Origin of the sequence: Bifidobacterium asteroides, from assembly GCF_048001765.1 — a bacterium.
Taxonomy (GTDB): domain Bacteria; phylum Actinomycetota; class Actinomycetes; order Actinomycetales; family Bifidobacteriaceae; genus Bombiscardovia; species Bombiscardovia asteroides_K.
In genome coordinates this window covers 597297-624164 of sequence record NZ_CP181447.1, presented here as the reverse complement: position 1 = coordinate 624164, position 26868 = coordinate 597297, and the positions used below count along the sequence as shown (strand labels likewise).

General features: G+C 56.5%; 18 protein-coding genes, 1 tRNA gene and 3 pseudogenes. 8 read left to right on the top strand and 14 right to left on the bottom strand.

Annotated elements, in window-relative coordinates:
• Nucleotides 1–79: 79 nt before the first annotated feature.
• Together ACNAOV_RS02305 and ACNAOV_RS02300 are read right to left on the bottom strand one after the other, a co-directional pair.
• Nucleotides 80–724, bottom strand: coding sequence for a sugar O-acetyltransferase (locus tag ACNAOV_RS02305; RefSeq protein ID WP_416517797.1), 645 nt, complete (start codon nucleotides 722–724; stop codon nucleotides 80–82).
• Between the two features lie 85 nt (nucleotides 725–809).
• Nucleotides 810–6251 (bottom strand): acyl-CoA dehydratase activase-related protein, encoded by a 5442-nt coding sequence (locus ACNAOV_RS02300; RefSeq protein WP_416517796.1) that lies wholly within the window; start codon nucleotides 6249–6251, stop codon nucleotides 810–812.
• A 507-nt stretch (nucleotides 6252–6758) separates the two neighbouring features.
• Here ACNAOV_RS02300 and xseA point away from each other — a divergent pair.
• Both xseA and ACNAOV_RS02290 read left to right on the top strand, forming a co-directional pair.
• Complete coding sequence (gene xseA, locus ACNAOV_RS02295) at nucleotides 6759–8048, top strand: exodeoxyribonuclease VII large subunit (protein ID WP_416518122.1); 1290 nt, start codon at nucleotides 6759–6761, stop codon at nucleotides 8046–8048.
• A 105-nt stretch (nucleotides 8049–8153) separates the two neighbouring features.
• Complete coding sequence (locus tag ACNAOV_RS02290; protein WP_416517795.1) at nucleotides 8154–8477, top strand: exodeoxyribonuclease VII small subunit; 324 nt, start codon at nucleotides 8154–8156, stop codon at nucleotides 8475–8477.
• A gap of 7 nt (nucleotides 8478–8484) precedes the next feature.
• Here the strand turns inward: ACNAOV_RS02290 and ACNAOV_RS02285 are convergent, their stop codons facing one another.
• A complete protein-coding gene (locus tag ACNAOV_RS02285) occupies nucleotides 8485–9510 on the bottom strand; it encodes an endonuclease/exonuclease/phosphatase family protein (protein ID WP_416517794.1) in 1026 nt (341 codons plus the stop codon).
• 209 nt (nucleotides 9511–9719) lie between these two features.
• On the opposite strand from ACNAOV_RS02285, the gene ACNAOV_RS02280 reads away from it, so the two are divergent.
• Nucleotides 9720–9792, top strand: a tRNA-Arg gene (locus tag ACNAOV_RS02280).
• A gap of 317 nt (nucleotides 9793–10109) precedes the next feature.
• Here the strand turns inward: ACNAOV_RS02280 and ACNAOV_RS02275 are convergent.
• Both ACNAOV_RS02275 and ACNAOV_RS02270 read right to left on the bottom strand, forming a co-directional pair.
• Entirely contained in the window at nucleotides 10110–10862 is a 753-nt protein-coding gene (locus ACNAOV_RS02275) for a Fic family protein (protein WP_253269642.1), read from the bottom strand.
• 1047 nt (nucleotides 10863–11909) lie between these two features.
• Nucleotides 11910–13181 (bottom strand): AbiH family protein, encoded by a 1272-nt coding sequence (locus ACNAOV_RS02270; RefSeq protein ID WP_416517793.1) that lies wholly within the window; start codon nucleotides 13179–13181, stop codon nucleotides 11910–11912.
• Between the two features lie 855 nt (nucleotides 13182–14036).
• Between ACNAOV_RS02270 and ACNAOV_RS02265 the strand changes: the two genes are divergently transcribed.
• Nucleotides 14037–14918 carry a class I SAM-dependent methyltransferase gene (locus ACNAOV_RS02265; protein ID WP_416517792.1) on the top strand — a complete coding sequence of 294 codons (882 nt, stop codon included), beginning with the start codon at nucleotides 14037–14039 and terminating at the stop codon, nucleotides 14916–14918.
• Nucleotides 14919–15211: 293 nt separating this feature from the next.
• On the opposite strand, the gene ACNAOV_RS02260 is transcribed toward ACNAOV_RS02265, so the two are convergent.
• From ACNAOV_RS02260 to ACNAOV_RS02240, 5 genes and pseudogenes are all read right to left on the bottom strand, one after another.
• Nucleotides 15212–16066 (bottom strand): helix-turn-helix domain-containing protein, encoded by an 855-nt coding sequence (locus ACNAOV_RS02260; protein WP_154313319.1) that lies wholly within the window; start codon nucleotides 16064–16066, stop codon nucleotides 15212–15214.
• Nucleotides 16067–16257: 191 nt separating this feature from the next.
• Nucleotides 16258–17595, bottom strand: coding sequence for an ABC transporter substrate-binding protein (locus ACNAOV_RS02255; protein ID WP_416517791.1), 1338 nt, complete (start codon nucleotides 17593–17595; stop codon nucleotides 16258–16260).
• 135 nt (nucleotides 17596–17730) lie between these two features.
• Nucleotides 17731–18279 (bottom strand): annotated as a pseudogene (locus tag ACNAOV_RS02250) (carbohydrate ABC transporter permease); the annotation flags it as partial.
• Between the two features lie 442 nt (nucleotides 18280–18721).
• Nucleotides 18722–19165: pseudogene (locus tag ACNAOV_RS02245) on the bottom strand (head maturation protease, ClpP-related); the annotation flags it as partial.
• Complete coding sequence (locus ACNAOV_RS02240; RefSeq protein ID WP_416517790.1) at nucleotides 19159–20382, bottom strand: phage portal protein; 1224 nt, start codon at nucleotides 20380–20382, stop codon at nucleotides 19159–19161. The gene ACNAOV_RS02240 and the pseudogene ACNAOV_RS02245, both read right to left, overlap by 7 nt.
• An 89-nt stretch (nucleotides 20383–20471) precedes the next feature.
• Between ACNAOV_RS02240 and ACNAOV_RS02235 the strand changes: the two genes are divergently transcribed.
• Nucleotides 20472–20924 (top strand): hypothetical protein, encoded by a 453-nt coding sequence (locus ACNAOV_RS02235; RefSeq protein ID WP_416517789.1) that lies wholly within the window; start codon nucleotides 20472–20474, stop codon nucleotides 20922–20924.
• A gap of 62 nt (nucleotides 20925–20986) precedes the next feature.
• On the opposite strand, the gene ACNAOV_RS02230 is transcribed toward ACNAOV_RS02235, so the two are convergent.
• The 3 genes from ACNAOV_RS02230 to ACNAOV_RS02220 all read right to left on the bottom strand — a co-directional run bounded on the left by ACNAOV_RS02230 (nucleotide 20987) and on the right by ACNAOV_RS02220 (nucleotide 24432).
• Nucleotides 20987–21382 (bottom strand): hypothetical protein, encoded by a 396-nt coding sequence (locus tag ACNAOV_RS02230; protein ID WP_416517788.1) that lies wholly within the window; start codon nucleotides 21380–21382, stop codon nucleotides 20987–20989.
• Between the two features lie 115 nt (nucleotides 21383–21497).
• Nucleotides 21498–22121 (bottom strand): hypothetical protein, encoded by a 624-nt coding sequence (locus tag ACNAOV_RS02225; protein WP_416517787.1) that lies wholly within the window; start codon nucleotides 22119–22121, stop codon nucleotides 21498–21500.
• Nucleotides 22122–22833: 712 nt separating this feature from the next.
• Nucleotides 22834–24432 carry a terminase large subunit gene (locus ACNAOV_RS02220; protein WP_416517786.1) on the bottom strand — a complete coding sequence of 533 codons (1599 nt, stop codon included), beginning with the start codon at nucleotides 24430–24432 and terminating at the stop codon, nucleotides 22834–22836.
• 241 nt (nucleotides 24433–24673) lie between these two features.
• Between ACNAOV_RS02220 and ACNAOV_RS02215 the strand changes: the two genes are divergently transcribed.
• Nucleotides 24674–25123: a MarR family winged helix-turn-helix transcriptional regulator gene (locus tag ACNAOV_RS02215; protein WP_416517785.1), complete on the top strand. Its 450-nt coding sequence runs from the start codon at nucleotides 24674–24676 to the stop codon at nucleotides 25121–25123.
• Nucleotides 25120–26547, top strand: a complete 1428-nt coding sequence (locus tag ACNAOV_RS02210) for an MFS transporter (protein ID WP_416517784.1) — start codon at nucleotides 25120–25122, stop codon at nucleotides 26545–26547. Before ACNAOV_RS02215 ends, ACNAOV_RS02210 begins: the two co-directional genes overlap by 4 nt.
• A gap of 13 nt (nucleotides 26548–26560) precedes the next feature.
• Here ACNAOV_RS02210 and ACNAOV_RS02205 read toward each other — a convergent pair.
• Nucleotides 26561–26623 (bottom strand): annotated as a pseudogene (locus tag ACNAOV_RS02205) (hypothetical protein); the annotation flags it as partial.
• A gap of 70 nt (nucleotides 26624–26693) precedes the next feature.
• Here ACNAOV_RS02205 and ACNAOV_RS02200 point away from each other — a divergent pair.
• A complete protein-coding gene (locus ACNAOV_RS02200) occupies nucleotides 26694–26855 on the top strand; it encodes a hypothetical protein (protein WP_416517783.1) in 162 nt (53 codons plus the stop codon).
• The last annotated feature ends 13 nt before the right edge of the window (nucleotides 26856–26868 follow it).

Sequence of the window (26868 nt, the reverse complement as noted above, 5' to 3'; positions counted from 1 at the left end):
CACCGGAGTTAAATCAGCAATCGGATACCTGACACCCGCCTGCAGAGGAATCCAAGGAGTCAGCCCTCAATCAACCCGCTTACTCCATCTTGAAGGGCCGGGCATCATAAGGCGCCTGATACCGGCGATCCCTCCAGAAGTATTCATAATCATGCTCATTGATGGGACGGACGACCTTGCAGGGGTGGCCATAGGCGACCACGTCAGAGGGAATGTCCTTGGTGACCAGGGAACCAGCCCCGATGACCGTGTTATCTCCGATGGTCACTCCCGGCATAATGATGACACCTGCACCGATCCACACATTCCTGCCGATGCTGACCGGGATAGTGAACTGTGGCGTTCCATAGATGCGTATATCGGGCCGAATTGTGTGCCCAGTGGTGACGATGGTGACGTTCGGTCCAAACATGGTGTGGTCGCCTATGTCAATGCGTCCATCATCGACCAGAACCAGGTTGAAGTTGGCATAGCATTTGCTCCCCCAGTAGGTGTTACAGGCCCAGTTGGCCCGAACTGGTCCCTCAATCCAGCTGCCTTGGCCGAATGAACCGAACATCTTTTTGCAGAGGTCCTGCTTCTTTTCCACCTGGGTAGGGCGGCAGGCGTTGAATTCGAAGACCAGATCCTGCTGGGCGTCCTGGACCTGCTTCATTTCGGGTGTATCGGCAACGTAAATCTGGTCGGTGTCCAGCAGAGCCTTGATCTCTTCGCGACTGGTCATGGGAACCCCCTCTTTCCTCGATCTTCGTGGTTCAGCAGTTCCGGGGCCGGCGCGTTATCCACAAACGCCGTCCTCGGCCTGAAGACTACAGGCTCTCCAGAACCTTCTCCTCGTTCTGAACGGTCGATTCCGCGGACTGGGATTCGACGGCAGCCTTACGGTCCTGGCCGAGCTTTTGCTGGTCGCCCGGCTTCTTGGCAGCGGCGATCATAAGCTTGATCCTGTTGAGCTGGTTGGCCTCCGAGGCGCCGGGATCATAGTCGATGGAGACAATGTTGGCCTCAGGGTAGGTCCTGCGGATCTTGCCGAACATGCCGCGTCCCGTCACATGGTTGGGCAGGCAGGCGAAGGGCTGCGCGCAGACGATGTTGGGGGCACCGGACTGGATAAGCTCGATGATCTCGCCGGTCAGGAGCCAGCCCTCTCCGGCCTGAACACCCAGGGAGGTGACCGAGGCGGCCTTCTCCCTCAGATCGCTGATGTGGGCGGGAATGTCGAACTTCCCATGGGAGGCTTTGAAGCCGGCGATCATGGGGGCACGATAGACATCCGCAGCCTTGAGGACGATCTTCTTGACGCCCACCTGGCCGCCAGTGCCCAGCATCTCCTCGTTCCATTCGGCGTTGGAGATGCCGTTGACCATGAAGTCGCATACACCGGGGAGCACGGCCTCACAGCCCTGGCTCTCAATCAGGTCGACCACGTGGTTGTTGGCATCGGGATGGTACTTGACCAGAATCTCCCCGACTACACCCACCCGGGGCTTGCGGGGGATATCGCGCAGGGGCAGTTGGTCGAAGGCCCGGATCATCCGCTTCATCAGCGTACCGTATGGAAGATAGCCGTGGCCATACACCTTCTTGGCGGTCTTGGAGTACCCGTGATGCTCGATGGTCTCCTTGCAGATCGTGTCCCAGAGCTTGTAGAGCCTATTGGCTGAGCCGGGCTCCTGCTCGTAGGGGCGGACCCTGAGCAGGCACTCGATCATGGCATCGCCCAGGTAGAAGGCCTTGACGGCTCGGTGCAGCAGGGCTGGGGTTACCTGAAGACCAGGGTTGGCCCGGAATCCCTGAACGCTCAGCGTAATGATCGGGACGTAGCCATAGCCCGCATCAGCCATAGCCTTGCGCAGTAGACCATAGTAGTTGGTGGCCCTGCACATGCCGCCGGTCTGAGTGACGATGACCGCGCACTTGTGCGGGTCGAACCTGCCGGACAGGAAGGCATTGACCAGCTGCCCCACCACGATGATGGCCGGGAAGCAGGCATCATTGTTGACGTACTTGACCCCGGTGTTGATGTCTTCGGCCGTGGCATGCTTCAGGAGTTCGAAGTGATAGTCGGCGCTGGAGAAGACCGCCTCCAAGAGGGAGAAATGCACCGGGGACATCTGCGGCGCCACCACTGTGAATTTGTGCCCCATCTCCTTGGTGAAGCGATGCTCGGTGGCGTACTTGGACAGGGTCGGCTTGGCAGCGGCCCCGCTGGGCTGAACAGCTTTGTCCCGTTCAGCCGGGCGCTCTGCCGACTTGCTTTCAGCTTCCTTCTGCCGCGATGCCATGGTCTCCCGGATGGGCCTGATACCCATGGGATGAAGGCCTATCAGACCCTGGTCGCTCTTATCGTGCAGGGCCACGAACCGTGCCAAAGCCACAATGTCGGCCTTGCGCTGGGATAGGTTGATCTTCTGCGCATTAGTGGACCGGAACCCATCGGGTGTCGGCTTGTCAGACGCATTCGCATCCACTGCTTCCATATGGCTGGCAAGGTCTTGCGAATCTTGAGAATCGGATGAATCCTCCGCTTGGACCCGGTCAGGCGATGGGTCGTCAGCAACCTTAGCCGCGACCTTCACAGGCGCCTGCTCCATAACGGACGCTTCATTCTGGTCTTCGCTGTCCTTTTGGGTCAGATCCCGCTGATGGCGTTCGTCCATGGCGGCCTTCAGCGAGCGCAGACGAATCTTGGCTGCGCCCAGGTTGGAGACCTCGTCGATCTTCAGCTGCGTGTATACATCGCCCTTGTCGGCCAGAATCTCCTGGACCTGGTCGGTGGTGATGGCATCCACGCCGCATCCGAAGCTGACCAGTTGGACCAGCTGCAGGTCGGGATACTCGGAGACGAACCTGGCGGCGGAATAGAGCCTGGAGTGGTAGGCCCACTGGTCGGTCACCCTCAGAGGCATCTTCTGATGGTCGTCACCAAAGCCTGGCACGGTCTTGCGGAACTTGGCGGCTGTGGGGTTGTTGGAGGCCAGAGCCCGCTCCCCCGCCGCCGGAATGATGTAGTCGCTCAGCTTGGGCAGTTTATGCACGTCCAGCTCGCAGATCGAATCCTCGGAGAGCACAGCCATGCCCAGGGAGCAGATGGTCTCGGGAATGCCGTGGTTGACCTCGGGGTCCACATGGTAGGGTCGTCCCGACAGGACCACGCCCTTGACTCCGTACTCCTGCATGTAGGCCAGGGCACGAAGCCCCTCCTGGCGGACATCCTCCTTGAACCGGGCATCCTCACGGTAGGCCTCCTGGACGGCCGTCCGGGCCTCCTCCTCGCTCACCTTGGCCCAGTCGAAGACCTTGACGATCCGCTCGACCATCTTCTCCTTGTTGGACAGGTTGAAGTAGGGCCGCATGAAGCGGACGCCGTTCTCCTTGAGCTCGCCCATGTTGGCCTCGATCACCACCGGGTAGTTGGCCACAATGGGGCAGTTGTAGTGGTTGTCTGTATCAGGAACCAGCTCCTGCTCGTAGGTGACGCAGGGGTAGAAGATGGTCTTGATGCCCTTTTCCACCAGGGAGTGAATGTGTCCATGGACCAGCTTGGCCGGGTAACAGATGTTCTCGGAGGCGATGGACTCCATCCCGCTCTCGAAGAGCTCGTGGTTGGACCGCCCGGAGATCATGACCCGGAAGCCCAGCGAGGTCAGCAGGGTGAACCAGAAGGGGTAGTCCTCATACATGTTGAGCACACGGGGAATGCCGATATCACCCCTGGTGGCCTTGTCAGGGGTCAGACGGCGGTAGGCGAAGGCCCGCTTATACTTGAAGTCGTAGAGGTTGGGCCTGTCGGAGCGCTTACGGTTCTTGTCTCCGCCACGTTCGCAGCGGTTTCCGGTCACATAGCGGCCGCCGTCCTCGAATTCGGTGATGGTCAGCTTGCAGTGGTTCTGGCAGAGCTTGCAGACATCGTGGGTGGTGGTCATGGACAGGTTGTCCAGATCATCCCCCGCCAGGATGGAGCTGACTACATGGCCGTCTTCCACCCTCAGATCGGGCAGAGTCGTCTTGACCCCCTGGTCATTCTTGGAGGCAATCTTGTTGACGGCGGCCGGTGACAACCTTGACTTGGTGGAAACCGGAGCCATATTAGGCGTAGTGGGGGTCCTGCCCACGGACTTCGTCCCGGCGGCCATGTGGGAGCTGGCTGCAGCGAAATCCTCGATCTCGTCATTCTGCGGGCAGTGCATGCGGGCCGTCAGTGCGGCACCGTAGGCTCCCATGAGCCCGGCGATGTTGGGCCTGGTCACCTTGCGACCGGTCAGGAGTTCGAAGGCCCGCAGGACGGCATCGTTGAGGAAGGTGCCTCCCTGGACAACGACCACCGGCCCCAGGGCGTTGGCGTCACGCAGCTTGATGACCTTGTAGAGGGCGTTCCTGACCACCGAGTAACAGAGCCCTGCGGCGATGTCCTCCGGGGAAGCACCCTCCTTCTGAGCCTGCTTGACCGAGGAGTTCATGAAGACCGTGCAACGGGAGCCCAGATCGGTCGGGGCCTCGGAGGCCAGCGCCTGCTTGGTGAACTCCTGGATGCTGATGCCCATGGACTGCGCGAAGGTCTGCAGGAAGGACCCGCAGCCGGCCGAGCAGGCCTCGTTGACGCAGATCGAATCGATGACCCCGTCGTTGACCGCGATGTACTTCATATCCTGCCCACCGATGTCGATGACCGAGGTAACGCCGGGGCTGATCTCCTCGGCGGCCCGGTAGTGGGCCATGGTCTCGACCACGCCCTCGTCAACATGCAGACCAGCCTTGACCAGGCCCTCACCATATCCGGTAGCACAGGCACGGGCGATGTAGGCACCCTCGGGCAGGGACTTCCTGACTTCCTTGACGATGTTGGCAGCGGCAATCAGGGGGCTGTCCTTATGCACCCCATAGGTGGACCAGACGATGGTCTTGTCATCGTTGATCAGGACGGCCTTGATGGTGGTGCTGCCCGCATCAATGCCCAGGAAGTGCGGCCCCTGGGCTCCGGATAGGTTCCCGGTGGGGATGACCTGGGCACCATGCCGGTCATTGAATTCCTTGCGCTCCTGCTCATTCAGGAAGAGCGGGCGGATCGTTCTGGCTGTGGAAGGCATGTTCTCCAGGCCCTTCAAGGCGGAGAGGACACCATCCAACGAAGTCAGATCAAAGTGCATGTCCTGATCCTGGCGAGCATCCTTGCCGGTCTCGGCCGGCTGGACTTTATCGTCGCCGCCGACCAGCGTGGTGGTACGGCCATCCTGCATGGCATCCTGCAGAGCCATCTTGTCCAGGTTCGAAGCCTTCTCGGACCGTGCCTTGTCAACCTCCGCCTGGTCCAGTCCCCAAGCAGGACCGAAGGGGTCGTTCACATCGGTTTCTGGCGAGTAGTCGGTCTTGACATGCGCAGCGCTGTCCTGGCCATCCTGGTCGTGACGACCAGCCATGATGGCGGCGCCATAGGCCACGTAGAGGTGCGCATTCTCGGGAATGATATAGCGGCTGACCCTGTCCTGGAGGATCCGCTTGAAGGCTTCCCTCAGCTCGCTCATGAAGAAGAGGGGCCCGCCCAAAAAGATCACGTTGCCACGGATGGGACGTCCACAGGCCAGACCGGAAATGGTCTGTGTGGCAACGGCATTGAAGATTGATGCGGCCAGATCCTCCTTGGCGGCTCCGTCGTTGATCAGAGGCTGGAGATCGGACTTGGCGAAGACCCCGCAACGCGATGCGATGGGATAAATGGTCTTGTACTTGGAAGCCATATCGTTCAGGCCGGAAGCATCGGTATTGAGCAGGGTGGCCATCTGATCGATGAATGCTCCGGTCCCGCCTGCGCAGGATCCGTTCATCCGCTGCTCCGGGGTGGGCTTCAGATAGGTGATCTTGGCATCCTCGCCGCCCAGCTCGATGATCACATCCCCTTCGGGATAGGTGGCGTTGATGGCCTCGGTTTCGGCGATGACCTCCTGGGCGAACTCAGCCTGAAGCTGACTGGCCAGTTCCAACCCGCCCGAGCCTGTGATCACCAGGCTGATGGGATTGCCGGCCAGACCAACCCGCGACAGGGAAAGCTTGATGTCGGTGACCAGTTCCGCCACGCACTGACGCACATTGGCATGGTGGCGGCGATAGTCACTGAAAAGCGCCTGATCCAGCCTGTCCCCTGTGCCGAGAACCACTGCCTTGACTGTGGTGGAACCGATGTCCAAACCCACACGCAGGAGATCCCGCGGTCCTGTGCCCTTATATCGACCCGCTATGTCGATGCCATCAGACATGAAACAACCTCAATCCGTGAGACCGCCGCATGATGGGTTCGAAAAGCAGACACCACATCATATCCGGCTTGCTTTATTTATGCTACCGCCAGAGCGTGAATAACTTCTGCGGTATGGAGGAATCAAGACTGTCTGCTTTGACACAGCCAACAGCAAAACCGCCTCTGCTACAGGCAAGCCCCAGACGAGGGAAGGTGCATCAGGGCGTTGTTCCAACCCTTCTCCTCCACACTTTCACCTCAATCCCAACCTGTCCGCAATCGGAAGAAATGGAACTGTGCCCTCGGCGAAATCGGCTCTGGAGCAGCCCGCAGAGAACCTGTGGGGGACCTGCAGAGGACATGGAATTGTCCCCGTATTGAGAGACCCTGAGAGGACGTTTCCTTCGCCGACCAACCCGAATACCATCCTGTACAGGCTATGCCGGATGAGTTGGTCAGGCTGGCGGAACCGATGGTCAGGAGGCATCAGGTGCGAGCATACATGGGTTCGAACATGCGCGGGTCGATGGGTGCGCCGTCTGGCTCGGCCCCGTCTGGACTGGCCCCGTCAGGACTGGCCCCCAAGCCCTTGGATCAGCTGCCTCGTCTGGCACGCGATACCACTGAGGAGGACCCCTGGCCGGTCAGTGTGCTCAGCCAGAAGTACCACGACGCAGTGGCCCGCTGGCCCGGAGCCTGGGTGGAGGGTCAGATCGTGGAGATCAACACCCGCCGGACCGGTTCGGCATATCTGACCCTGCGCGACAACTTCGAGGACATTTCCATCAACGTCATGGGCTTCCGGGCCTTCGCCACGCAGGCCAGGGAATTTCGCCAGGGCGACCGGGTGGTGGTGCACGGGCGGCCCGACCTGTGGATCAAACAGACTCGTCTGAGCTTCATGGCCGACCGGATCAAGCGTGTGGGCACCGGTGACCTAAAGGAGCAGATTGACCAGCTCAGGCGCAAGCTCAAGGGCGAGGGCCTTTTCGACGCAGAAAACAAGGTTCCCCTTCCCGAATTCCCCCGGCGCATCGGGCTGATCTGCGCACCCAAGGCCAGAGCCGAGGGGGATGTGATCACCAACGCCCGTCTGCGCTGGCCCACCATCGAATTCTCGGTAGTGCACGCCCACGTTCAGGGGCCCCAATGCCCGCCCGAGGTGGTCGAGGCCATCCAGAAGCTGGATGCGGATCCGGCTGTGGATGTGATCATCGTGGCCAGGGGCGGCGGCAGCTTTGAGGATCTGCTGGGCTTCTCGGACGAGTCCGTGGTCCGGGCCACGGCAGCCTGCGTCACCCCCATCGTCTCGGCCATCGGCCACGAAGACGACTGGACCCTGATCGATCTGGCGGCGGATCTGCGCGCCTCCACCCCCACTGACGCAGCCAAGCGGGTGGTGCCCGACCTGGTCGAGCAGGAGGGCATCATCCAGGAGGCCCGGATGCGCATAAACGCGCGAATCGAGAATATGGTCGAAGGCGAGACACGGCTGATTGAGGGTTATGCCAACCGTCCCAGCCTGACCAAGCCACAGACCATGCTGGACAAGCCCCAGCGGCTGGTCGATGAGTCCCTGGTTCGCCTGGACATCGCCCTTCGACGGATCGTGGACGACGCCTCCCTGACCGTGGAGAAGCTCCAGTCCTCGCTGACAGCCCTCTCTCCCCAGTCCACGTTGGACCGTGGATACGCGGTCGTGCAGACCCTGGACGGGAAGGTAGTCGTCAGCCCCCAGCAGGTTCAGACGGATCAGGATCTGACCCTGACTGTCAAAGAAGGCCGGATAGAGACCAGGGTCGTCAGCGGGCAGTGACCGGTCCGACGGGATCTGCCGCGTATGATCATCCGCGATAACCATCCACATCACCAGAAATTTGATAACGCACCAGATAGAAATCAGATAAGAAGAGGAGCAGGCATGAGCGACACCGACGAGGAGCAGACCAAGGAGCAGGGCAGGGAACAGCCGGTACTGGCTTCGGCCCTGAGCCAGAAGGAACGCGAGACCATCGCCAAACTGCCCTATGAGCAGGCCCGGGACCAGCTGATCCAGGCGGTTCAAGCGCTGGAGGCCGGCGGTCTGGATCTGGATGCCTCCATGCGTCAGTGGGAGATCGGCGAAGCCTTGGCCAAGCGTGCCCAGGAGTTGCTGGGCCAGGTACGGGCCAAGCTCGACGCCGCCCAGCAGGAGCAGGCCAGCGCCGGAGCCCAGGCCGGCACTCAATCCAACCTGGATGCCTGAGAGCCCTCTACTCCACCATCACCGTGGCCAGTAGAGCCACATGATCCGAACCAGCGATAGGTATGGTCTGCAGCCGGTTGGCCCTGATGTCACGGTCCACCACAACATGATCGATGGCCACCAACCTGGGCAATGGGGCTCGGTTGGCCGGCCAGGTCATGCTCATGCCATGCCCGGCCTGACGCGCCCCATCACTGAACCGCTCCCCCAGCATGTCTCGGAAGACCGCATGATCATAGGTGGCGTTGAAGTCCCCCATCAGCACGTATCGAGTGTGCTCGTGCTTCCGCAGTTTCCCCAGGTCGGACACGCTGCGTCGCCAGGCATTCCAACTGCCCGGTTGCGGCGAGGTGGTGTGGACCGAGACGAATCTGACGCTGGTCTTCCCCTTGCCGAAGTCAATGCTGGCCGCCGGCATCATGGAAGAGCTAGAACCCACATCGTCCTTTGAGGGCGACTGCATCGGCGCGGCCGTCCAAAGACCGTTGGCATATTCTTTCGAAGATGTGGAGAGCTGCTCGTGAGGCAGATAGCGGTCGATGCCGGCCTTGTGAAGACGGTCCACAAAATCCTTGCTGACCTCCTGCAGAGCCAGCACCTCCACTCGGTTGTCGCTGACAGTCTTGACTACCTGATCAGCATCGGCCTGACCCTTATAGACGTTAAGCGTCATAACCCGGGCCACGTCGTCATAGCGGTCGGGATGCTCAAGGGCCATGAGCTGATCAGCTTGGCCATTGAGCTCGGATCCTTCCTGGTAGAAGGGGTACTGCCAGTAGACATTCAGAGCCAAGGCGGCGATAAGAACCAAAGCCGTAAACCATCTTGAAGCCATAAGAGCCAGGACCAGGGCCAGCAGGCCCAAGAGGATGAACCAGGGTGTCAGAGCGGCCAGATCCGGCAGGTATGGAATCGATGACAGCCATGCCGGGCAGGCACGCGCCGCTAGGGCCACCAAGCTGGCCAACGCCAACAGCCTGGCCACCCACCCAAAGATATGCTTCACCAGGAAGGACTGTCTGAATCTCGCCATGGTCTCCTCCAGCAAATCATCGCCAACCCGGTCCCCCTCTTAGGGATGTATAGTCAGTTCGGCCGTTGAGCAATTGTAAACCATGGACGTATGGTGGGCTGGAATAGGGAGCCAACTTCTCCAGGAAGAGCACGGCTACAGGGCCTCCCCCTGGGCCTGCACACCAGCGACCTGCCCAAGTCCCACTTCGTGGTACAGTAGTTTGCGTTGCCCCGGTAGCTCAGGGGATAGAGCACTTCTCTCCTAAAGAAGGTGTCGTGCGTTCGAATCGCATCCGGGGCACTCTGGCGACCCAGGCATAAGGAAATACTTGGCTTTGTTCTCTGCAACCATTTCCTAGCCCTATGACTTTTGTATTCTGACGCATCGCCAACGAGCACCCCCCCCCCCCCCGCTGCTTGCATCCGCACATGTACATTGGCACAATTGCCCATCCTGGACAAGATGCCGGTACTGTCAGTCGGACTAATACACAGTCCGGCTGACGCAGGCGTCGGACAGGCCATCGAAGTCAGAACAGTCGATCTGGCACCGGCCGACTCACACCATGTGCCGATCGCTGTGCTCGTTTGACCGTCACCAGCCGAAAGAAGAAGACGCTACAGGTCAGGACCGTCAGCCTGGGTCACGAGAGTCTGTTCGGGGACGAAGGACGGCTTGTCGTCCCTGTTATCCTTATCCTCTACCTGAAGTGCATGCTGCCTGTTCCACTTGGCCAAGTGGCGAATAATCGTCTGATCATTGTTGAGATAATAAGCAGCCAGCTCCTGGTTGAACCAGGTTCTGTCCTTATCACTTGTGGGCACGGTGAGCGGATACCGTCCGCCATGCGCGATCAGCAGCCCATTACCAGCGAGCAACGCAGTCCTCTTATTCCCGTCGCCGAATGGCTGCATCTTGGCTAAGCCAGCGAAAAGACGCACCGCCTCTTCCAGGTTGTTTTTTCCAGTTGCTCTCCTAACGGTGCTTTTTATCAGTGATGCGACTGCCGCGGAATCAGGTACTGGTGGCTCGTACCTTCCCAAAGGGGTGTTGACCATGACAGGAATGCGTTCGTCGCGCAGCTTGCCTGGTTCCATGGCAGCAGTCCTTGTCAACTGCGCATTGATGGACTTCACGTATGCAAGGTCAATCGGCTTGTGCGCATAGTCGTAGTGCAGGGTGTACTCCGCGGCCTGCCGCAGGTCAAGAAGAAGGTTGTAGTCAGCCTTGGAATTGACGACATGGGGGTTTCCCGTGCGCAGGAACTCCTCAGTGGCTAAGAAGGTCGACTGCAGACCATCAAAGGTGCGGCCCATGGAGTACAGGAGCCCGGCAAGCTGTTTGGTACTCAGCAATACGCGCTCACTCATATGATTTCCTTCCATTCCTGTTTTGCGTAGATTCTCCCATGTCAGCCGTGTTCTGCATCAACTGTTCTCGCCTGGCTTCCGACAGACCAGCCGCAACGAGGTCAACTCTAGTGAGCAAATCCTCAATGTGGCTGGTAGCACTTACCATGTCCGAGACACAGTCGTCCGAACATGTTTGTCGGATTATTGCTCATAGCATTCATGCGTTTCCTTTTCCTGTTATGTTGTGCTGCTTATCGGACATTCCATTTTCAGGTGCCGCGCATACAAAACAGGGGAGCCGAAAACTTCATTATCGAGAGCGTTTACATCCCTCCTACTCGCGCCTATACTCGTAACACTCTGTATTTTGCACAATTTTTTCGAAAGTTCCAAAGGATAGGGAAGAAATATTATGCTTGGCACAGCGGCCGATAAGGCGTTGGATCGCATAGCTCATGACACAGCATTGACAGACTATATTGGCACCTTGGCAAAGGTAGATGACGCGCGACGCACCTGACGAAAAAATGCTGCAGTACTGCATGGCGGCCAACGATTCGGGCCGATCAAAAAGATTAGCGTGTACTCAACTTCTCCGGGAACTGACGGATGCCTATCGGTATACCGAATCAGAGAAAACCGCAGTTCATGTAGCAAGCAATTCCAACAACACAGCTGAATGAGATGTCAGCCCTGAGCAGACACGACCAATCGTCAGTTTGCTAGTGCTAGTAGGAGAATCAACTGACGGCCAGCACTAATGTCCAATCTGGATGTAGAGCTGTAAGCCCGAAATGACAATTGAACCCCGGAAATCTGTAGTCAAGAACTTATAAGTTACCATGTAAGCCGCATGGCGGTGAAACGACCCGGACCGGCACTAATCGGAAATACAACACAACTACATACAAATCTGGAACCTTATATGCATCCAAGGCCGGCACGCACACCTGTAACGAACAAAAGACCTTTGTTTTTCGCCTGATTGGTTCTGAAAAATCAACGAAATAGACGATTAATCCAAGCCAAGGCATGCTCTCACCTGCAAAAGAACAGTTTCAGAGTTCAGTATTCTTGATAGTAGTCATGATTAGGGTATATGGGAGATTGCTTGATAGTCAGCCTACCCTCCAAGAGGAGCTTGTGCAGCAGGTTCCTGCCATGATCTTTGCTGTTCAAGGTCTGACCGTATGTACTGATAAGGTTGTAGACTTTCTCGAACATCTCCTCTTGTGCACTCTTAGCTTTATCATTTTTCTTTTTCGTATTCCGGCGATATTCGTTGTAATAAAAAATTAGGCGTGTATTACTCTCATAGAGGTCTACCCCATCGAAAATAGCTTGGAAGTACGAGTAGTCCGCATCTCCAAGAGAGTGGCCGAAGAACTTAATCATGTCCGTCGCCCCGATTGAAGAATAAGAAAGATATGGACGGACAAGGGAACGGTGTGGATTGCGACTTAATGCCATAAGACGATATGTTTTCGTGAATTTTACAATGTTCGCATAACACTCATGAGTTGTTTTTAATCTCGTCCCATCAATGCCAAAAATGATGTTTCCCTTGTTAGCTAAGCCATGGACGTTGAGGCAGTCCGGCTTGTTTGCCCAGTCTTCCATTATCGGGTATGTGTAATTAAAATCCAATATGTTAATCGACTCTGGGTTCCCCAGGTATTGCTTATCGTAACTATTAGCTTTGAGCGCGGGTGTGGAAGATTGGTCATTAACTAAGTTCAGCAGCAGGCTCGTAGCAAGGCTCGAATATTCATGGTTCTTGTCTACTTGTTCCTGCAAATAGACAGCAAACGCTTTCTCATAGTGATGCAACTGATCAAGAAGGATGCTTAAAAGCATCTCTGGCTTCCCATTCCAGTAGTAGAAATCACAAGCATAAACCAATACGCATTGTTTTGCTTCTATTGGGGGATTAATGTATAAACCTTTTTGATGGTCAGAGTGTTCATAGTCCAGGCAGATTTGTTGTATCGGTGGCTTATTGAAAGCGTTCTCAGGTACCAGACGATAGTCCACCCAAGTTCTGATGCAGTCTTCAATGTCATACCATGTTCGTTTTTGCTTATCCTCATAAAAAATAAAATCCCAAACCGTCAGGCCTTTCTCCCAAAGCCAGTAAGAAAGTGCGTTACCACCAATCGTCGATTGATCAGGCCTAGTAACGGTAATATCAGGTAGGTTGTGTAACCTTTTAAATAAATTGTCTACCTCATCAACTTTGGCTAGTCTCGTTTTCATGAAATCGTCGAAACTAGACTTCAGTGAGCACTGGAGATCGAAACCGTTACCAAGGATCAATAGCTTGCTATTTGACGACATAATTCCCCTTTTGCTTCGGCATCATGGTCATCTTGACAAGGTAACTATATATTCCAGAAATGAGGCGGACCAATCAGTAACAGATTTTCTTATGCCAACCAGCGTATCTATTATTCGTATTGCGGTCGATATAATTTCTGGTAGATATTGGTTTAGTTTTCCGTATTTATATAAACTAACTTTCTCATCATTTAATGCCCCGGCAAGCTCTATAGTGCACATGGCTGGTCTTAGCACGTCTTTTTAAGCAGACGTCTTCGATGGTCTTTTTCGACCGTTGAAGGCGTGCGTAAAGTTATGAAGCTTAGTCAGCAGTGCGCAAAGCTGACCCCCCCCCCCCCCACGAGACGACAGCAAGGTCATTTACCCTTCTTTGTAAAGACCCCCTGCCACGCACCATGCATACGACACTGCAACGATTATTTTTTATGCTCATTATTACTAAGTAAAGACAGATCAGTGAAAGATACAAATGAAAACCGAGGAAACGAACTTTCGAAAATAAAACACAAACGCTCCTACAGGAAATCATCGAAAACTCAGGGAACCATTTATCTCCCAGTCGTCGAACTAGAGCGACAAGTGGACAATTGCCCACTATGAATTCCCTGATATTTGATCTAATACACAATCGATGGTCGGGAAAATACTTAACTCAAAGTCAAAATTACTATTGCAGTATTCGAATCGCATCCCGGGAATCCTGTATTTGCTAATGTATTGGATATTCGAGATAATAAAAAATTGCATATTCGCGTATGACTTACGAGTCTGCACAAATCTGCACTTGAAAAACCTGTTTCAGACACTGTCCAACTCGATCACTGTTGATAAGCCTCATCAGAAAGGAGCACCTTGCCTCAAGGTTTGCACCAGAACGAGGATGTAGAGGATAATCTCCTCAACTGGAATGACAGGGCAGTTGTGCATGCCAATGGTGGCTATGGAGACCTGGACGCTTTTGCGGATGACCCATCGGCTCTGTCGCCCGTGACTTTGCGCGATCTGGAGGTTTTGAAGCCCCATCTGCCCGAACACAGCATCAAGGGTTTGCGTCTTTTGCATCTGCAATGCCATATAGGCTCTGATACCATCTCGTGGTGGCGCTTGGGAGCACGAGACGTATATGGCCTGGATTTCTCTCCTACCTCGCTGGATTATGCCAGGAAGTTATCCGAACGGGCCGGAGCAACGATAACCTATGTTCAAAGCGACGCTCGTTGCGCTGCCGATGCCATGCCCGAGCAGAAAGGCTCGTTCGATGTCATCGTCACCAGCTGCGGAACCATCACCTGGCTTCCCGATCTGAAGGACTGGGCTCGTTCAATCGCCTCCCTGCTAGCAGACGGCGGAATATTCATGATCCGCGACAACCATCCCCTGCTTTTCGCCTTGAACAACGAAGGCTTGTCGATAGTTCAAGATTATTTTAGCGGGACAGAAACGACTTATGAGACTGATCAAAGCTACACGTCAGCAACCGACTCGCTCGAAGATGGTACAACACCCAGAATTACGCACACCACCAATCACAATTGGGCTCACGACTTCCAGGAAATAAGCAGTGCCCTGTTGGGTGCGGGACTGACTGTAGAGGCCATCGGCGAGCATAATGTGGATGACTGGCAGTCACTGCCGATGCTTGAGTACAGCCCAGATCTCAAGGGCTGGATTATGCCCCGAAATCAGCCTCAGATTCCCCTGACCTTCTCGATGGTAGCCAGGAAGAAAGCCTGACCGGGTAAGTTCGAGCGTGGTCTGGCTTAGACATGGTCTGACTTAGCCCGGCAGCCCGTCCAGCGGATTTGCTGCTGTTCTTATTCCGCCGCAGCATATGGTTACACAACGAAACTAATAGCAGGATCTCAGACCCAATTACGATAACGAATTATCGTTCACCTTCGATTCCGCCAATGTCAGGGGACGGATCGATGGAAGACCAGGCTTTGTGAATGCGTAAAGCGCGCATCGTAGAGATGAATTTATTCAGATACGCCTCAGGAGCTGACAGCCGAATCAATACCTGTCAGTCACCCGCCCTGCTTGAGTCTGCGATACTTCATAGGCGTCATGCCAGTGCTCTTCTTGAAGGATGCACACAGTGAGGATTCGGATGTGAAACCGCACTGCTGACAAATCTGTCGTATGGACATCCCTGTGTTTACCAGCAAATACTGCACCGCATGAATCCGGGAATCCACCAGGTAGGCATGGGGCGTGATGCCGGTCTCCTGCTTGAACAATCGGATGAAGTGGTACTCGCTCAGAAAGACCCGCTTGGCCAGCTCGGAGACGGTGAGCGGCTCATACAAGTGGGAGGACACATAAGCAATCGTGTCCTCAACCACCTCCTCCTGCTTTCGTTTGAAGGATCGCGGCTGCTCATCGGCAAACTCGGTGAGCAGGTCGGTGATGTATTTGGACATCCTCGCTTCCGAATAGCCGTTTTCCGCCGTCATCAAGGAGGTAATGGTCCGCATCCGCTCCAAGGCGTAGGTCTCGGAGGAAAGCATGAAAACGTTGCTTAGCTTCCTGATGATGTAGTCGTAGTAGGGCCGAGCCATGATGCCGTCGAAGTGGAGCCATTGGGCGGTCGTTGGGACATCGGTGCCGTAGGCATGGTGTGCGTAGCAGTTGACCAGCGCAAACCGGCCCTCCTCAGCCACAAAAGAGCCTTCGGGCAGATTCAGCGTCAGCCTGCCGCTATCGATATGAATGATCAGATAGCTGTCAAAGGATCGTCGCTCCAGCCTGTAGCCGGGTTCATAGGAGAATTTGCCCACCCGCAACGGATAGAAGAAAGTTGTTCGCGCAATAGCCGAAGGAGTGTGAATCAAAAAGTCAGAGGCATTGACATCGATGCCGTGTTCAGCAGGCTTCGCCATGACGTACCCTCCTTTCCGCACAAACCAATTTCCCAACGAATCACAACAGCCGCTCCTGACGGCCTTTAAACGAAGCCACGAAACGACACATACATCAGCCATAGGGCTTCGTCCTTGCCCATACGGCGAAGCCGTTGCCTCATACTCAAACAATACAAGGCAACGGCAGAGTTCCCATTACTTTATGAAGATCAGTGCACGTTGAAGCCCTGCTGCTTACCGTATTCCTTCAGGTGCTTCTGCCAGGCATCCACACCCTGCTTCAGAGTGATCTTCTTGTCGGTATAGGCAGAACCGACGTCGTCAGCGAATACCGTCCGCGCATAGACCTCGAAGGGCAGCGTGGCGTGACCAGGGATCACATCGCTTGCCGCCTTGGCCAGAACCTCGTTGTACTTCTGACCGCCGAAGTATTCGATGTCATCGCCCTTGGTGTTCTTGACGGTGGTGGCCTCCTTGAACTTCTTCGATTCAGTGGTCTTCACGTCGTCAGGGAATGAACCGCCTGCCACACGAGCGTCAATGCTGGCCTGGTTCCGCGAGATGAAATCAATGTACTTATAGGCTGTATCGGTCTTCTTGCTTGAAGCCATAATCGCCAGCGACGAACCGCCATGGTTGGAGTTGACAGCAGACCCATCCTGGGTGGGCATGGTTGTGACCCTCCATTTGCCTGCTTGGTCGGGTGCCACGTTGACCAGAGTAGTTGGGATCCAGCAGCCGATCAGCGCAGAGGCGAGCTTGCCGTTGTTCAGGCTCTTGTTCCAGTCCTCGGTCCAGATGACGGTCTTGGTGTCGACCAAATCCTCGTCGATCATCTTCTGCCACCACTTGATGAAGCTCTGAGTTCCCTTGTCGGTATCAAGGTTGATGGACAAATCCTTGCCATCTGCGGACAGCTTGTAAGGATGCCCGTTAGCCTGCCAGATCATGGCGTCGAAGAAGCCCGCGTCACCGGAATCGGCAGCGATGTAGGAACCCACCGCCCGAATCTTCTTAGCAGCCTCGTAATACTGATCCCAGGTCTTGATCTGGGTAGCATCAACGCCTGCCTTGTCGAACACATCCTTGTTGTAGAAGAAGGCCATGGCTCCCGAGCCAAAGGGCAGCCCGTAGGGCTTTTTGTTGACCAGAACCGAATTCCAAGTGCCCGGATTGTAGAACTTCGAGTAGCCCTTGGTCCTGTCACTGAGATCGGTCAGCCGATCATTGATGGCATACTGGCTCAGGGCGTAGAGTTCGATTTGCGCCACATCAGGTGCTCCCTTGCCTGCCTGGAAGGCGTTGTCAAGTGCAGTGTACTGCTCCTTAGCTGTCCCGGCATTCTGCAACTTGATCTTGATGTTCGGGTACTTCTTCTCGAACTCCTTGGTTGCCGCTTTCAAGGTGGGCTCCCATGCCCAGACGCTCAGCTCCACATTTTCGTCACCGCTACTCTGCTTGCTACCTCCGCAGGCGGTGACACCGAGAAACATGGCCAGCACGCCGGCACAAGCCACTAGGCGCTTCAGCCCTTTTGCATGTTTCATTACATCACTCTTTTCTCTTAGTGCTTTCCATCAGCTTTTATTGGGATGAATCCTTGCCATATGACAGACGAGAGACTCCCTTCCCGGCCACTCACCTCGCGATGGTTTAAGTGACCGCAATTTTCAAAAATTCATTCATTCCTTGACCGCTCCTGCAGCCAGTCCGGACTGCCAGTACCGCTGGAGAATCAGGAAAGCGATCATCAGAGGAATGACCGTGATCAGCGATCCGGTGATGACGAGGTTCTGTATGGCGTGACCGCCGGCAGTGTTAGCCTGATTCTTCCATTGGTTCAGTCCGATGGTCAGGGGGTACCAATTGGCATCCTTCAGCATGATCAGGGGCAGGAAGTAGTTATTCCAGGTGGCCACTATGGCGAACAAGGCCGTGGTGACGATTCCGGGAGCCAGCAGGGGCAGGCTGATGGTCAGGAAGGTTCTAAACTCCCCCGCACCGTCAACCCTGGCCGGCTCCAGGAGCTCCGTGGGAACAGCCTGCTCGGAGAATATCCACATAAGGTACAAGCCGAAGGGACTGATAAGGCTGGGCAGAATCATGGCCCAGGGCGTATTGGTCAAACCCATCTTGGCAAACAGCAGAAACTGCGGAACAGCCGGGGCAATGCCAGGCACACTGATGGAACCCAGCACAACAGCGAAGACTGCCTTGCGTCGCGGCGCTCGTCAAGGAACGCCTTGGCCTGATCCCAAATGTGGGCGCGCTTGGCGCGCAGGTCGGAAACAGTCATCGTGGACATAAGAAGTTCTCCTTCATTCAGTGGGCTCGGTTGGTCAGTTGGGCGTACAAATCAACAACCCGCCGACCACGAGAGCCAGCGGGCAGAACAGAACCGGGGGAACCGGTTCGGGCGTCCGGTTGGTGGTGGGTGCAGGCTGCGACGAGCTGCTGCTCCCAGGTGCGCCGGGCAAACACCACGCCGTCCGCGTGGTTCTTCTTGGGCGGGAACGGCGACCCCTTCTCGGACGGCTCGCCGTCGTCGTCCTCATCCGGCTCGGCAGGCTCGGTCTCGGTGTCGTCCTCGTCTGGCCCATCAGACTCGGGCTCGTCCTTGTCGGGCTTCTTCTTGGCTGGCTCCGCATCAAAGATCGGGGCGCGGCTGCCGGTGAGCAGCTCGTCGGCAAAGCCCAGATCGATGGCGGCACGGGCGTCCATCCATGTTTCGGCATCTATCAACTTGCTCAGCTTTGCCCGGCTCAGCCCGGTCTTGAGTTGGTAGGCGTTGAGGATCGCGTCTTTGACCGACTCCAACATCGACATGGCTTTCGCGAGTTCGTCCTTGTCGCCCACGGCAAGGGTGACGGGGTTGTGGATCATCAACATGCTCACCGGGGTCATCGCCACCGTCCCAGCGGCCATCGCAATCACGCTCGCCGCGGAGGCGGCGATGCCGTCGACGTTGACCGTGACCGGGCCGGGATAGTCGAGCAGCATGTTGTAGATCTGGGCAGCCGCCACTACGTCCCCGCCAGGCGAATTGAGCCAGATCGTCACCGGCCCCGAACCGGCGTTCGGCTCGGGGTCGAGCCAGTTCCAGAAACGTCTCACAATCGTGTCCTCCTCAAAATTCGCTCATCAGACATGGACTCAGAATCAGGCGGCGGCTGCCCGTCAGGCTCAGAAGTCGGCTCGGTCTCATCGGGCTGGGGCTCGCCGTCGTCAATGGTTTGGGTGGCGGCGTAGGCACCAGCCAGCCCGAGAGGCAGCATGTTGCCGTTGACCAGGTACAGGTCACCGCCAGCCTCCGGGTCGATACGGTCGAGGTTTTCCAGCTCGCGGATGTCGTTGGCGGACATCCACCCGTTCTGCCAGGCGACCGCATATCCGTTCATGCGGGAGACGTAGTCGCCGCGCAGCAGCCCCTCGACGTTGAACTTCACGAACTCCAACGACTGCTGCTCAATATTCGAGAAGCTCGATTTTTCGAGGTCGCCGATCATGTGGGGCGGGATGCGGAAGATGCGGGCGATCTCGTTGATCTGAAACTTACGGGTCTCCAAGAACTGCGCCTGCTCCGGGGAGACGGAGATCGGCGTGTACTTCATGCCCTCCTCCAACACGGCGATCTTGTTGGCATTCCTCGCACCACCAAAGGTTTGCTGCCAGGACTCACGCACCCGAGACGGGTCTTTGATCGTGCCCGGATGCTCCAACACCCCGCCAGGCGCGGCCCCGTTGGCGAAAAAACTCGCCCCGTAGTCCTCGCAGGCCTGAGCCATGCCGATCGCGTTTTTCGCCATCGCAATCGGGCTATAGCCCACCAGCCCATCAAACCCGAGCCCCGGGATGTGCAGCACGTCAGCAGGCGACAGCCGGATACGAGACCACTGGCCAGCAGGTTCATCGCTGGTGGTCTGATACTCGTAGTAGAGCCTGCCTGCATCGTCACGCCCCACGCTCATGCGACTGGGCATGAGCGGATACAGCCCGATGACCTCATCGCGGCCGTTGCGGATGATCTGCGCGTAGGCGTTACCCCACAACAGCAGATGCGTCATCAGCGTCTCGCGGAAGACGAAACTGGTCATCTCTGGGTTCGGCTCATCGTGCAACAGCCGGTAGAGCGTGTGGTCGGTGGCCTTGACCTTCGACCCGTCCTTCTCGGTGCGATAGACCTGCAGGGGCAGGCCCGCGATCGCCTCCGCCAAAATCCGCACGCACGAATACACCGCAGTCATCTGCATCGCGCTTCGTTCGGTGACCGTCCGTCCGGAGCTGGTGGGCCCGAACAGGAAGCTGTAACTCGAGGACAGCTGGTGGTTCGACACCTGCCGGGCGGTGGGTCTGAACCAGTCGAAAGTCCCATTCGTACTCCTTTCGGTGGAAGAATGGATTACGCGAAGGAAGAAACATCGGTATGAACAAACAAAAAGACAGCGACACTGCAAAGGCGCGATATTTCCTTGGCTTGGGTCGTACAGTCGGTAAACGAGAGCAGCACGGGGACTTTCTCTATGCCCTGGAGCAGGGATGGGTGCACGGATATAGGCACGAGATTTCTGATCGGCTGATGGGCTACGATGAAACCGAACCTGCCGACTCTCCAATACAAGATGTTCAACGAAAGCATCATGGAACAGATCGAAACCATCACCCAGGAAGAAGCGACGACTCAAATTTCCAAGATGAATGGCGACTAACGAGTCACAGCACTAAAAGTCCGCCCCAGTCGTACATCGACGCCCCGCTTTTGGCGGGTCTTTTTCAGCCTATGCACAATCTGATCCGGTGTGTGCTTACTAAACTTCTCCACCATTCATCCATTCTCCCTGGCTACCTGCCAGGGCATCTATGGACAACACTCAAGTAACCCAGAGCTAAAGACCTGGGTCACTGCACTCGCTAAATTGCAAGCGCAATAATCTGCAGAATCTAAGCTTTTTTAAGAAACGCGATAAAGCTTGCGGCATCCATCCTGTCATCACTGATGCATATCCCAGCAAGGGCGAAATGGTTAAATTTAGGGGAGTCTATAAGACGTTGTGCTTCCATAGGAAGTAGCGATATTGCGCTACACTTCTCTCCCGACCCAGCCCCACATATTGTGAAATATTGATATCCTTTCGGGCGACCTTGAGAGTCAAGCTGATCGTAAACAATGAGTTCTAATAAGTCTAGTTCCGCACAGTTATCAACGCGTATCGACATTGATCTTTCGCGCTCGTAATGTATGGTATTCCAAACCTTGGGAGCTGGAGCATTTTCCTCATCGAGAGCCTCCGGTTTATTAAGGAGCACGCTAAAGGCCGGATCCTCGAACACGCTCACCTCACGCGTTCCTTGAGAAAGGCGTAGTAGAATGGCTGGCTGGCTATGTGCAGAAGTGCGATTGACATTTTGCGAGCAACCCGAAAGACCCAGGGTAGCGCTAAAAATCGCCAAGCTAACTAGCCACAATTTGAATCGTTTGAGCATTAAGCAAACAATCATCTTCCCACTGTGACCAGATCCCAGAAAATGGTAGCGCCAACTCAGGTAAGTAGCATCGCGACCTCGGCAACGCCACTGATCCGGATTGCCCGACCACATGCCGCTGGCCATAGCACGCAAAATCAATCCTTGAACATTGCACCTTGGGGAGAGGGTTCTCGTCGGTCTTTAAACTAAAGAAATCCTGAAGATGCGCCTCGCTCTTTCGGATTTTACCCGGCATGCCAACTGAATAGGGCTCGCACACCACAGCCAGTTCCGTTACTTCACATTGAGCAATTCGCCTAATCGTTTCCCCTAAGCACAAGAAAATTGAACCGAACGGAACTGTATGATCACCGTCGCACAAAAGATCGAGATGCAAACCCCTGGCTAGAAAATCTCCTGTAAGAAGCGAGTGGTCGTTATATACGAACCGGGTGCTCCACAGGCCCGCATAGGTATCCCTCTCACCTTCAAACCCCAAGGAACGAGATAAGAGATAGAATTCATCAGCAATGTCGCGCGAAGAATCGCAGCCTTCATTCGAACTAACCACATTGCCTTTGATTTGCACTTGCAGTGAATGAAATCGCATGACCTGTCCTCATCGCTCAATTCAACTTAAGCCCCGCAAGAAAGAGTAACTACATTACCGTTGTGATACCCCCAGGGTTTTTGAGTTCCAGGTGCAAACCCTTCCCCGTAGGTATACCACTTTGTACTCTTGGTTCCATTGCATCGATACCGAGCAACCGCAGCCTTTCCCCTGCCACCGCCTGGCCACACCGAGACCCTGCCGGACGAAGCCTTGGTGGAATATCCGAACCACCCCGTTTTCGCTTTTAGCGTTGACTTCACCTCCATTTTACGACTCGCACCACTAATAAGAGTCCACGACACATGTCCAGAGACCTCTGATCCTGATTTGTGAGCGTTATGCGCATCAATACGCCCAATGAACCTTGCAGCGCGTGTTGCAGCCATAGGCTGGATTGTGTTGTCTGCAGCATCGTTGCCACCAACATAGCGATCAGAACCCTCAGTCTGGGATGGAAACTCGTAGCTGTCACTTAAACCTAAGTAGGCTACCGATTGTTCACTTTGGGGAGTTAGCTCAGAGGCAGAAGCCATAGTTGAAGTTGGCAACATCAAAGCTATTCCGATGGCAGTAACCTGAACCAATTTGGAAATCTTCATTTTCTATCTCCGTCACCATCGACATTGACTGTTGAGTGTTATGTGCTCGGATGATGCACTGACCTGACTCTACATGAGGCTAACCTAACTGTCTACGGTTTTGTATGCATTCACAGCACCAGCAGTCCCCGCGAGTCGTATACTGATGTGCCCGTGTTGGTGTTGCCGCGTCGGATGGCGCGGTCGAGCGCCATGATCGTGGCAACGACCCCGTCGATCTTCTCCGTGGACTTCTGCTTGTCGGGTTTGATGTTGCCTGCTGGGTCGGTACGCACATGAATGTTGTCGACCATCCAGGCGAGCACCGGATGCCCGCCATGAGCCAGGCGACCCTCCAACGCCAGCTTCATCAACTCCTTGGAGGGCGGGGACATGTCTTTGAAGCCTTGTCCGAACGGCACGACGGTGAATCCGGCGTCTTCGAGGTTTTGGCTCATTTGGACGGCGCCCCACCGGTCGAACGCGATCTCCCGGATATCGAACCGGGTGCCTAACTCTTCGATGAAAGTTTCGATCTCCCCGTAGTGGACGACGTTGCCCTCGGTCGTCTGCAGGAAGCCTTGCTGCTGCCACAGGTCGTAGGGCACGTGGTCACGAGCCACCCGGAGCTCGAGGTTGTCTTCGGGGATCCAGAACCACGGCACGATCACGTACTTCTCATCCCCGGTCTCTGGCGGGAAGACGAGGACGAACGCCGTGATGTCCGTCGTACTGGCGAGGTCGAGCCCGCCGTAGCAGACGCGGCCCTCCAGATCAGGCAGATCAACGGGGGCGTTGTTCTGCTTCCAGACGTGCATGGGCATCCACCGTACGGACTGCTTGACCCACTGGTTGAGGCGAAGCTGGCGAAACGAGTTCTCCTCGGCGGGGTTTTGGCGAGCCGAGTTGCACGCCGCCCGCACCTTGTCCACCGGCACCGTGACCCCAAGGGAGGGGTTGGCCTTGTGCCAGACCGCCTCATCCGTCCAGTCATCGTCCAGCTCCGCGCCGTAGATCACCGGGTAGAAGGTGGGGTCGTGTTTCTTGCCCGCCAGGATGTCCTGGGCTTTTTGGTGCTGCTCGTAGCAGATGCTGTGAGTGTCGGTGCCTGCGGTGGTGATGAGGAAGTACAGCGGCTGGGTGCGCGCATCACCCGAGCCCTTGGTCATTACGTCAAACAGCGCGCGGTTGGGCTGAGTGTGCAGCTCGTCAAAGACGACCCCGGAGATGTTGAACCCGTGCTTGGAGTACGCCTCCGCCGAGAGCACCTGGTAGAAGCTGTTGGTTGGCTTGTAGATGATCCGCTTCTGACTGCTGAGGATTTTCACCCGCTTCGACAGGGCTGGTGATTGGCGGATCATGTCGGCTGCGACCTCGAAGACGATGCTGGCTTGCTGCCGGTCGGCTGCGCACCCGTAGACCTCGGCGGCTTGCTCCCCGTCACCGCACGTCAAAAGCAGCGCGATCGCGGCAGCCAACTCGGACTTACCCTGCTTCTTGGGGATCTCCACATAGGCGGTGGTGAACTGGCGGTACCCATCGGGCTTGATGGTGCCGAACAGGTCGCGCACGATCTGTTCTTGCCAACCGAGCAGCGTGAAGGGTGTGCCTGCCCATCGGCCTTTCGTGTGGCGCAGCGCCTGAATGAACGCGACAGCGAAGTCGGCTTTGCGCTGGTCGTAGGTGGAGCTGTCGGCCATGAACCTGGTCGGCTGATACGTGCTCGTCATCGGGCGGCAGCCCCTTCCTGGGCATAAGAAAAGCCCCAACCGTGTGGGGCGAAACGATCGGTGTGGGGCCAGTCCTGATCCGTTGGAGGGTCGGGACGGCACGGGGGTTAGCAGTAGGTGGCGCGGAAGTCAGCGACCACCTGGCCGGTGTCGAAACCGCCGTAGCGCCAATGCCGAAGAGCTTGTCCATACCTTGGAGATTATTCATTAGGTAGCTAACAATTAAGTTCGAGGAGAGCCTTTGCGCGAAGACTACGGTAAGCGGATAAAAAGGGCGGCCAACCTCATGTCACGATCCATGGATGCCTATGCGGCCAAGTACGGGCTAACCGGCACCCAGATGTCCATCATCGACTTCCTGGGAGAGTCCCAGGACCACACCCAGCGGGACATCGAGATGGAGTTCGACATCCGCCCATCCACAACGACAAAAATCCTGCAGCGAATGGAGGCCAGCGGACTGGTCGCCGCCAAACGGGACCCCAGGGACGGCCGCCAACGCATCATTGCGCCCACCGCCAAGGCCCGTGGCCTGCAGAAAGCCGTGCGGGCATATATCGACAACCAGCAAAAGGCCATGGAGCGCCGGTTCGACCATCGGGATCTGGCTGCCTTCGACCGCGTGCTGGCCTATTTCATCGCCTTGAATTCCGATGATTTCTCCCAGGCCGGAAAGGAATCTCGCTCATGAGCGCAATCCAAGCAACGCAAGCACAAAGCACAGCAATCCCCCGCAGGGTCATTGGCGCGGTGGTAGCCACTGGCATCATGTCCTTCTGCGGCGTGATTGTGGAAACGGCCATGAACATCACCTTCCCTGCTCTCATGAGCCATTTCGGCATCGGGACCTCCAGCGTTCAATGGATGACCACCCTCTACCTGCTGGTCGTCGCCTCCATCACCCCGCTCTCGGCGGCTCTCAAGCGCCGATTTCGCAGTCGAACCCTCTTTCTTTGTGCCAACCTGCTCTTCCTGACCGGACTGGTCATCGACGCGCTGGCTCCGGTTTTCCCTCTCCTGCTGCTTGGAAGGGCCATACAGGGATTGGGCACCAGCATCGCTCTGCCTCTCATGTTCAACATCATCCTTGAAGAGGTTCCGACAAAGCGTATCGGCACCATGATGGGCGTAGGCACCCTGATTACGGCCATCGGACCAGCTGTCGGCCCCACCTTCGGAGGTCTGGTAGCAACCACTATCGGATGGCGCTTCGTCTTCATCATCCTGATCCCCATACTCATTATTTCCCTGGTGACCGGACTGGCCTGCATACCTTCGGTCCCAGTAAAGGCAGACGACGACCAGGCCGAATTGGGTTCGCTTGACGTGTTCCTTATGGTCCTGGGCTTCGCAGGTTTGATCTTCGGCATCAGCAACGCCTCGACAGGATTGCTCTCTTGGAGATTCAGCGGTGCGCTGGCCCTGGGGCTTATCGCCCTGGCGGTGTTCACCCTCCGCGCCCGGCACCAGGCCCAACCGATCATCGATGTGCGGCTGTTCACCGACAGCCGCTTCTCCCTGCATGTCGGCGCCTATATCCTCTTTCAGATCAGCGCCCTGGCCCTCTCCTTCATCCTGCCTAACCACCTGCAGCTGGTTGATGGCTGCACCTCTCTGCAGGCCGGACTGGTGGTGCTACCGGGCGCAGCGATCGGAGCCGTTCTGGCCCCACTCTCTGGCAGGCTCTACGATCAGCTGGGCCCGCGTATTCCCATCATCAGCGGCAGCCTCGTTTCCTTGATCGGCCTCCTGGGATTTGCCCTGACGGCCCGTCGACTGACAGCCGTGGCCATCCTGATACTCTATATTTTCTTCATGCTGGGCATCGGGCTGAGCTACGGCAACATCATGACCAACGGCCTGCACAGGCTGAGCCAGGAACAGCAGGCCGACGGCAACGCCATCTTCAACACCGTCCAACAGTTTGCCGCAGCCATCGGCAGCAGCCTGGCGGCGACTATCGTCGCGGCAGGCCAGGCCGCAGTCGCAGACAGACGACTGGGCACCATCAACGGCTCCCAGCATGCACTGATTCTCCTGCTGGTCGTTGGCACCCTGGAGGTTCTGCTGATCCTGGCCGCCCTGCGACGCTCTCATAAGCCACAGCGCGCTTGAGGAATAGCAAACTTCAGTCCAGGTCCAGGAAAACCCTCATCTCGTTTTCGCCGCGGTTGGACCAGGCAAAATAAGGTTATAGGGGCGTTATCGAAGACCCGATCACTTCCATCTCCCCCACCAACATCGAACGCATCGCTGAGGGCGTGCACCAGACCCGCTACCCAAACGAGTCCATACCGGCCCATGAATTCGGCCACGCCATCCATCTACTGGCGGACATCTATCCGCAGACCACACTGCCCTACCCCTGGAACACCAATCCGGTCAACCACGACTACAGCGGGCATATGGACTGGCTACCCTGAGGGCGCAAATCAG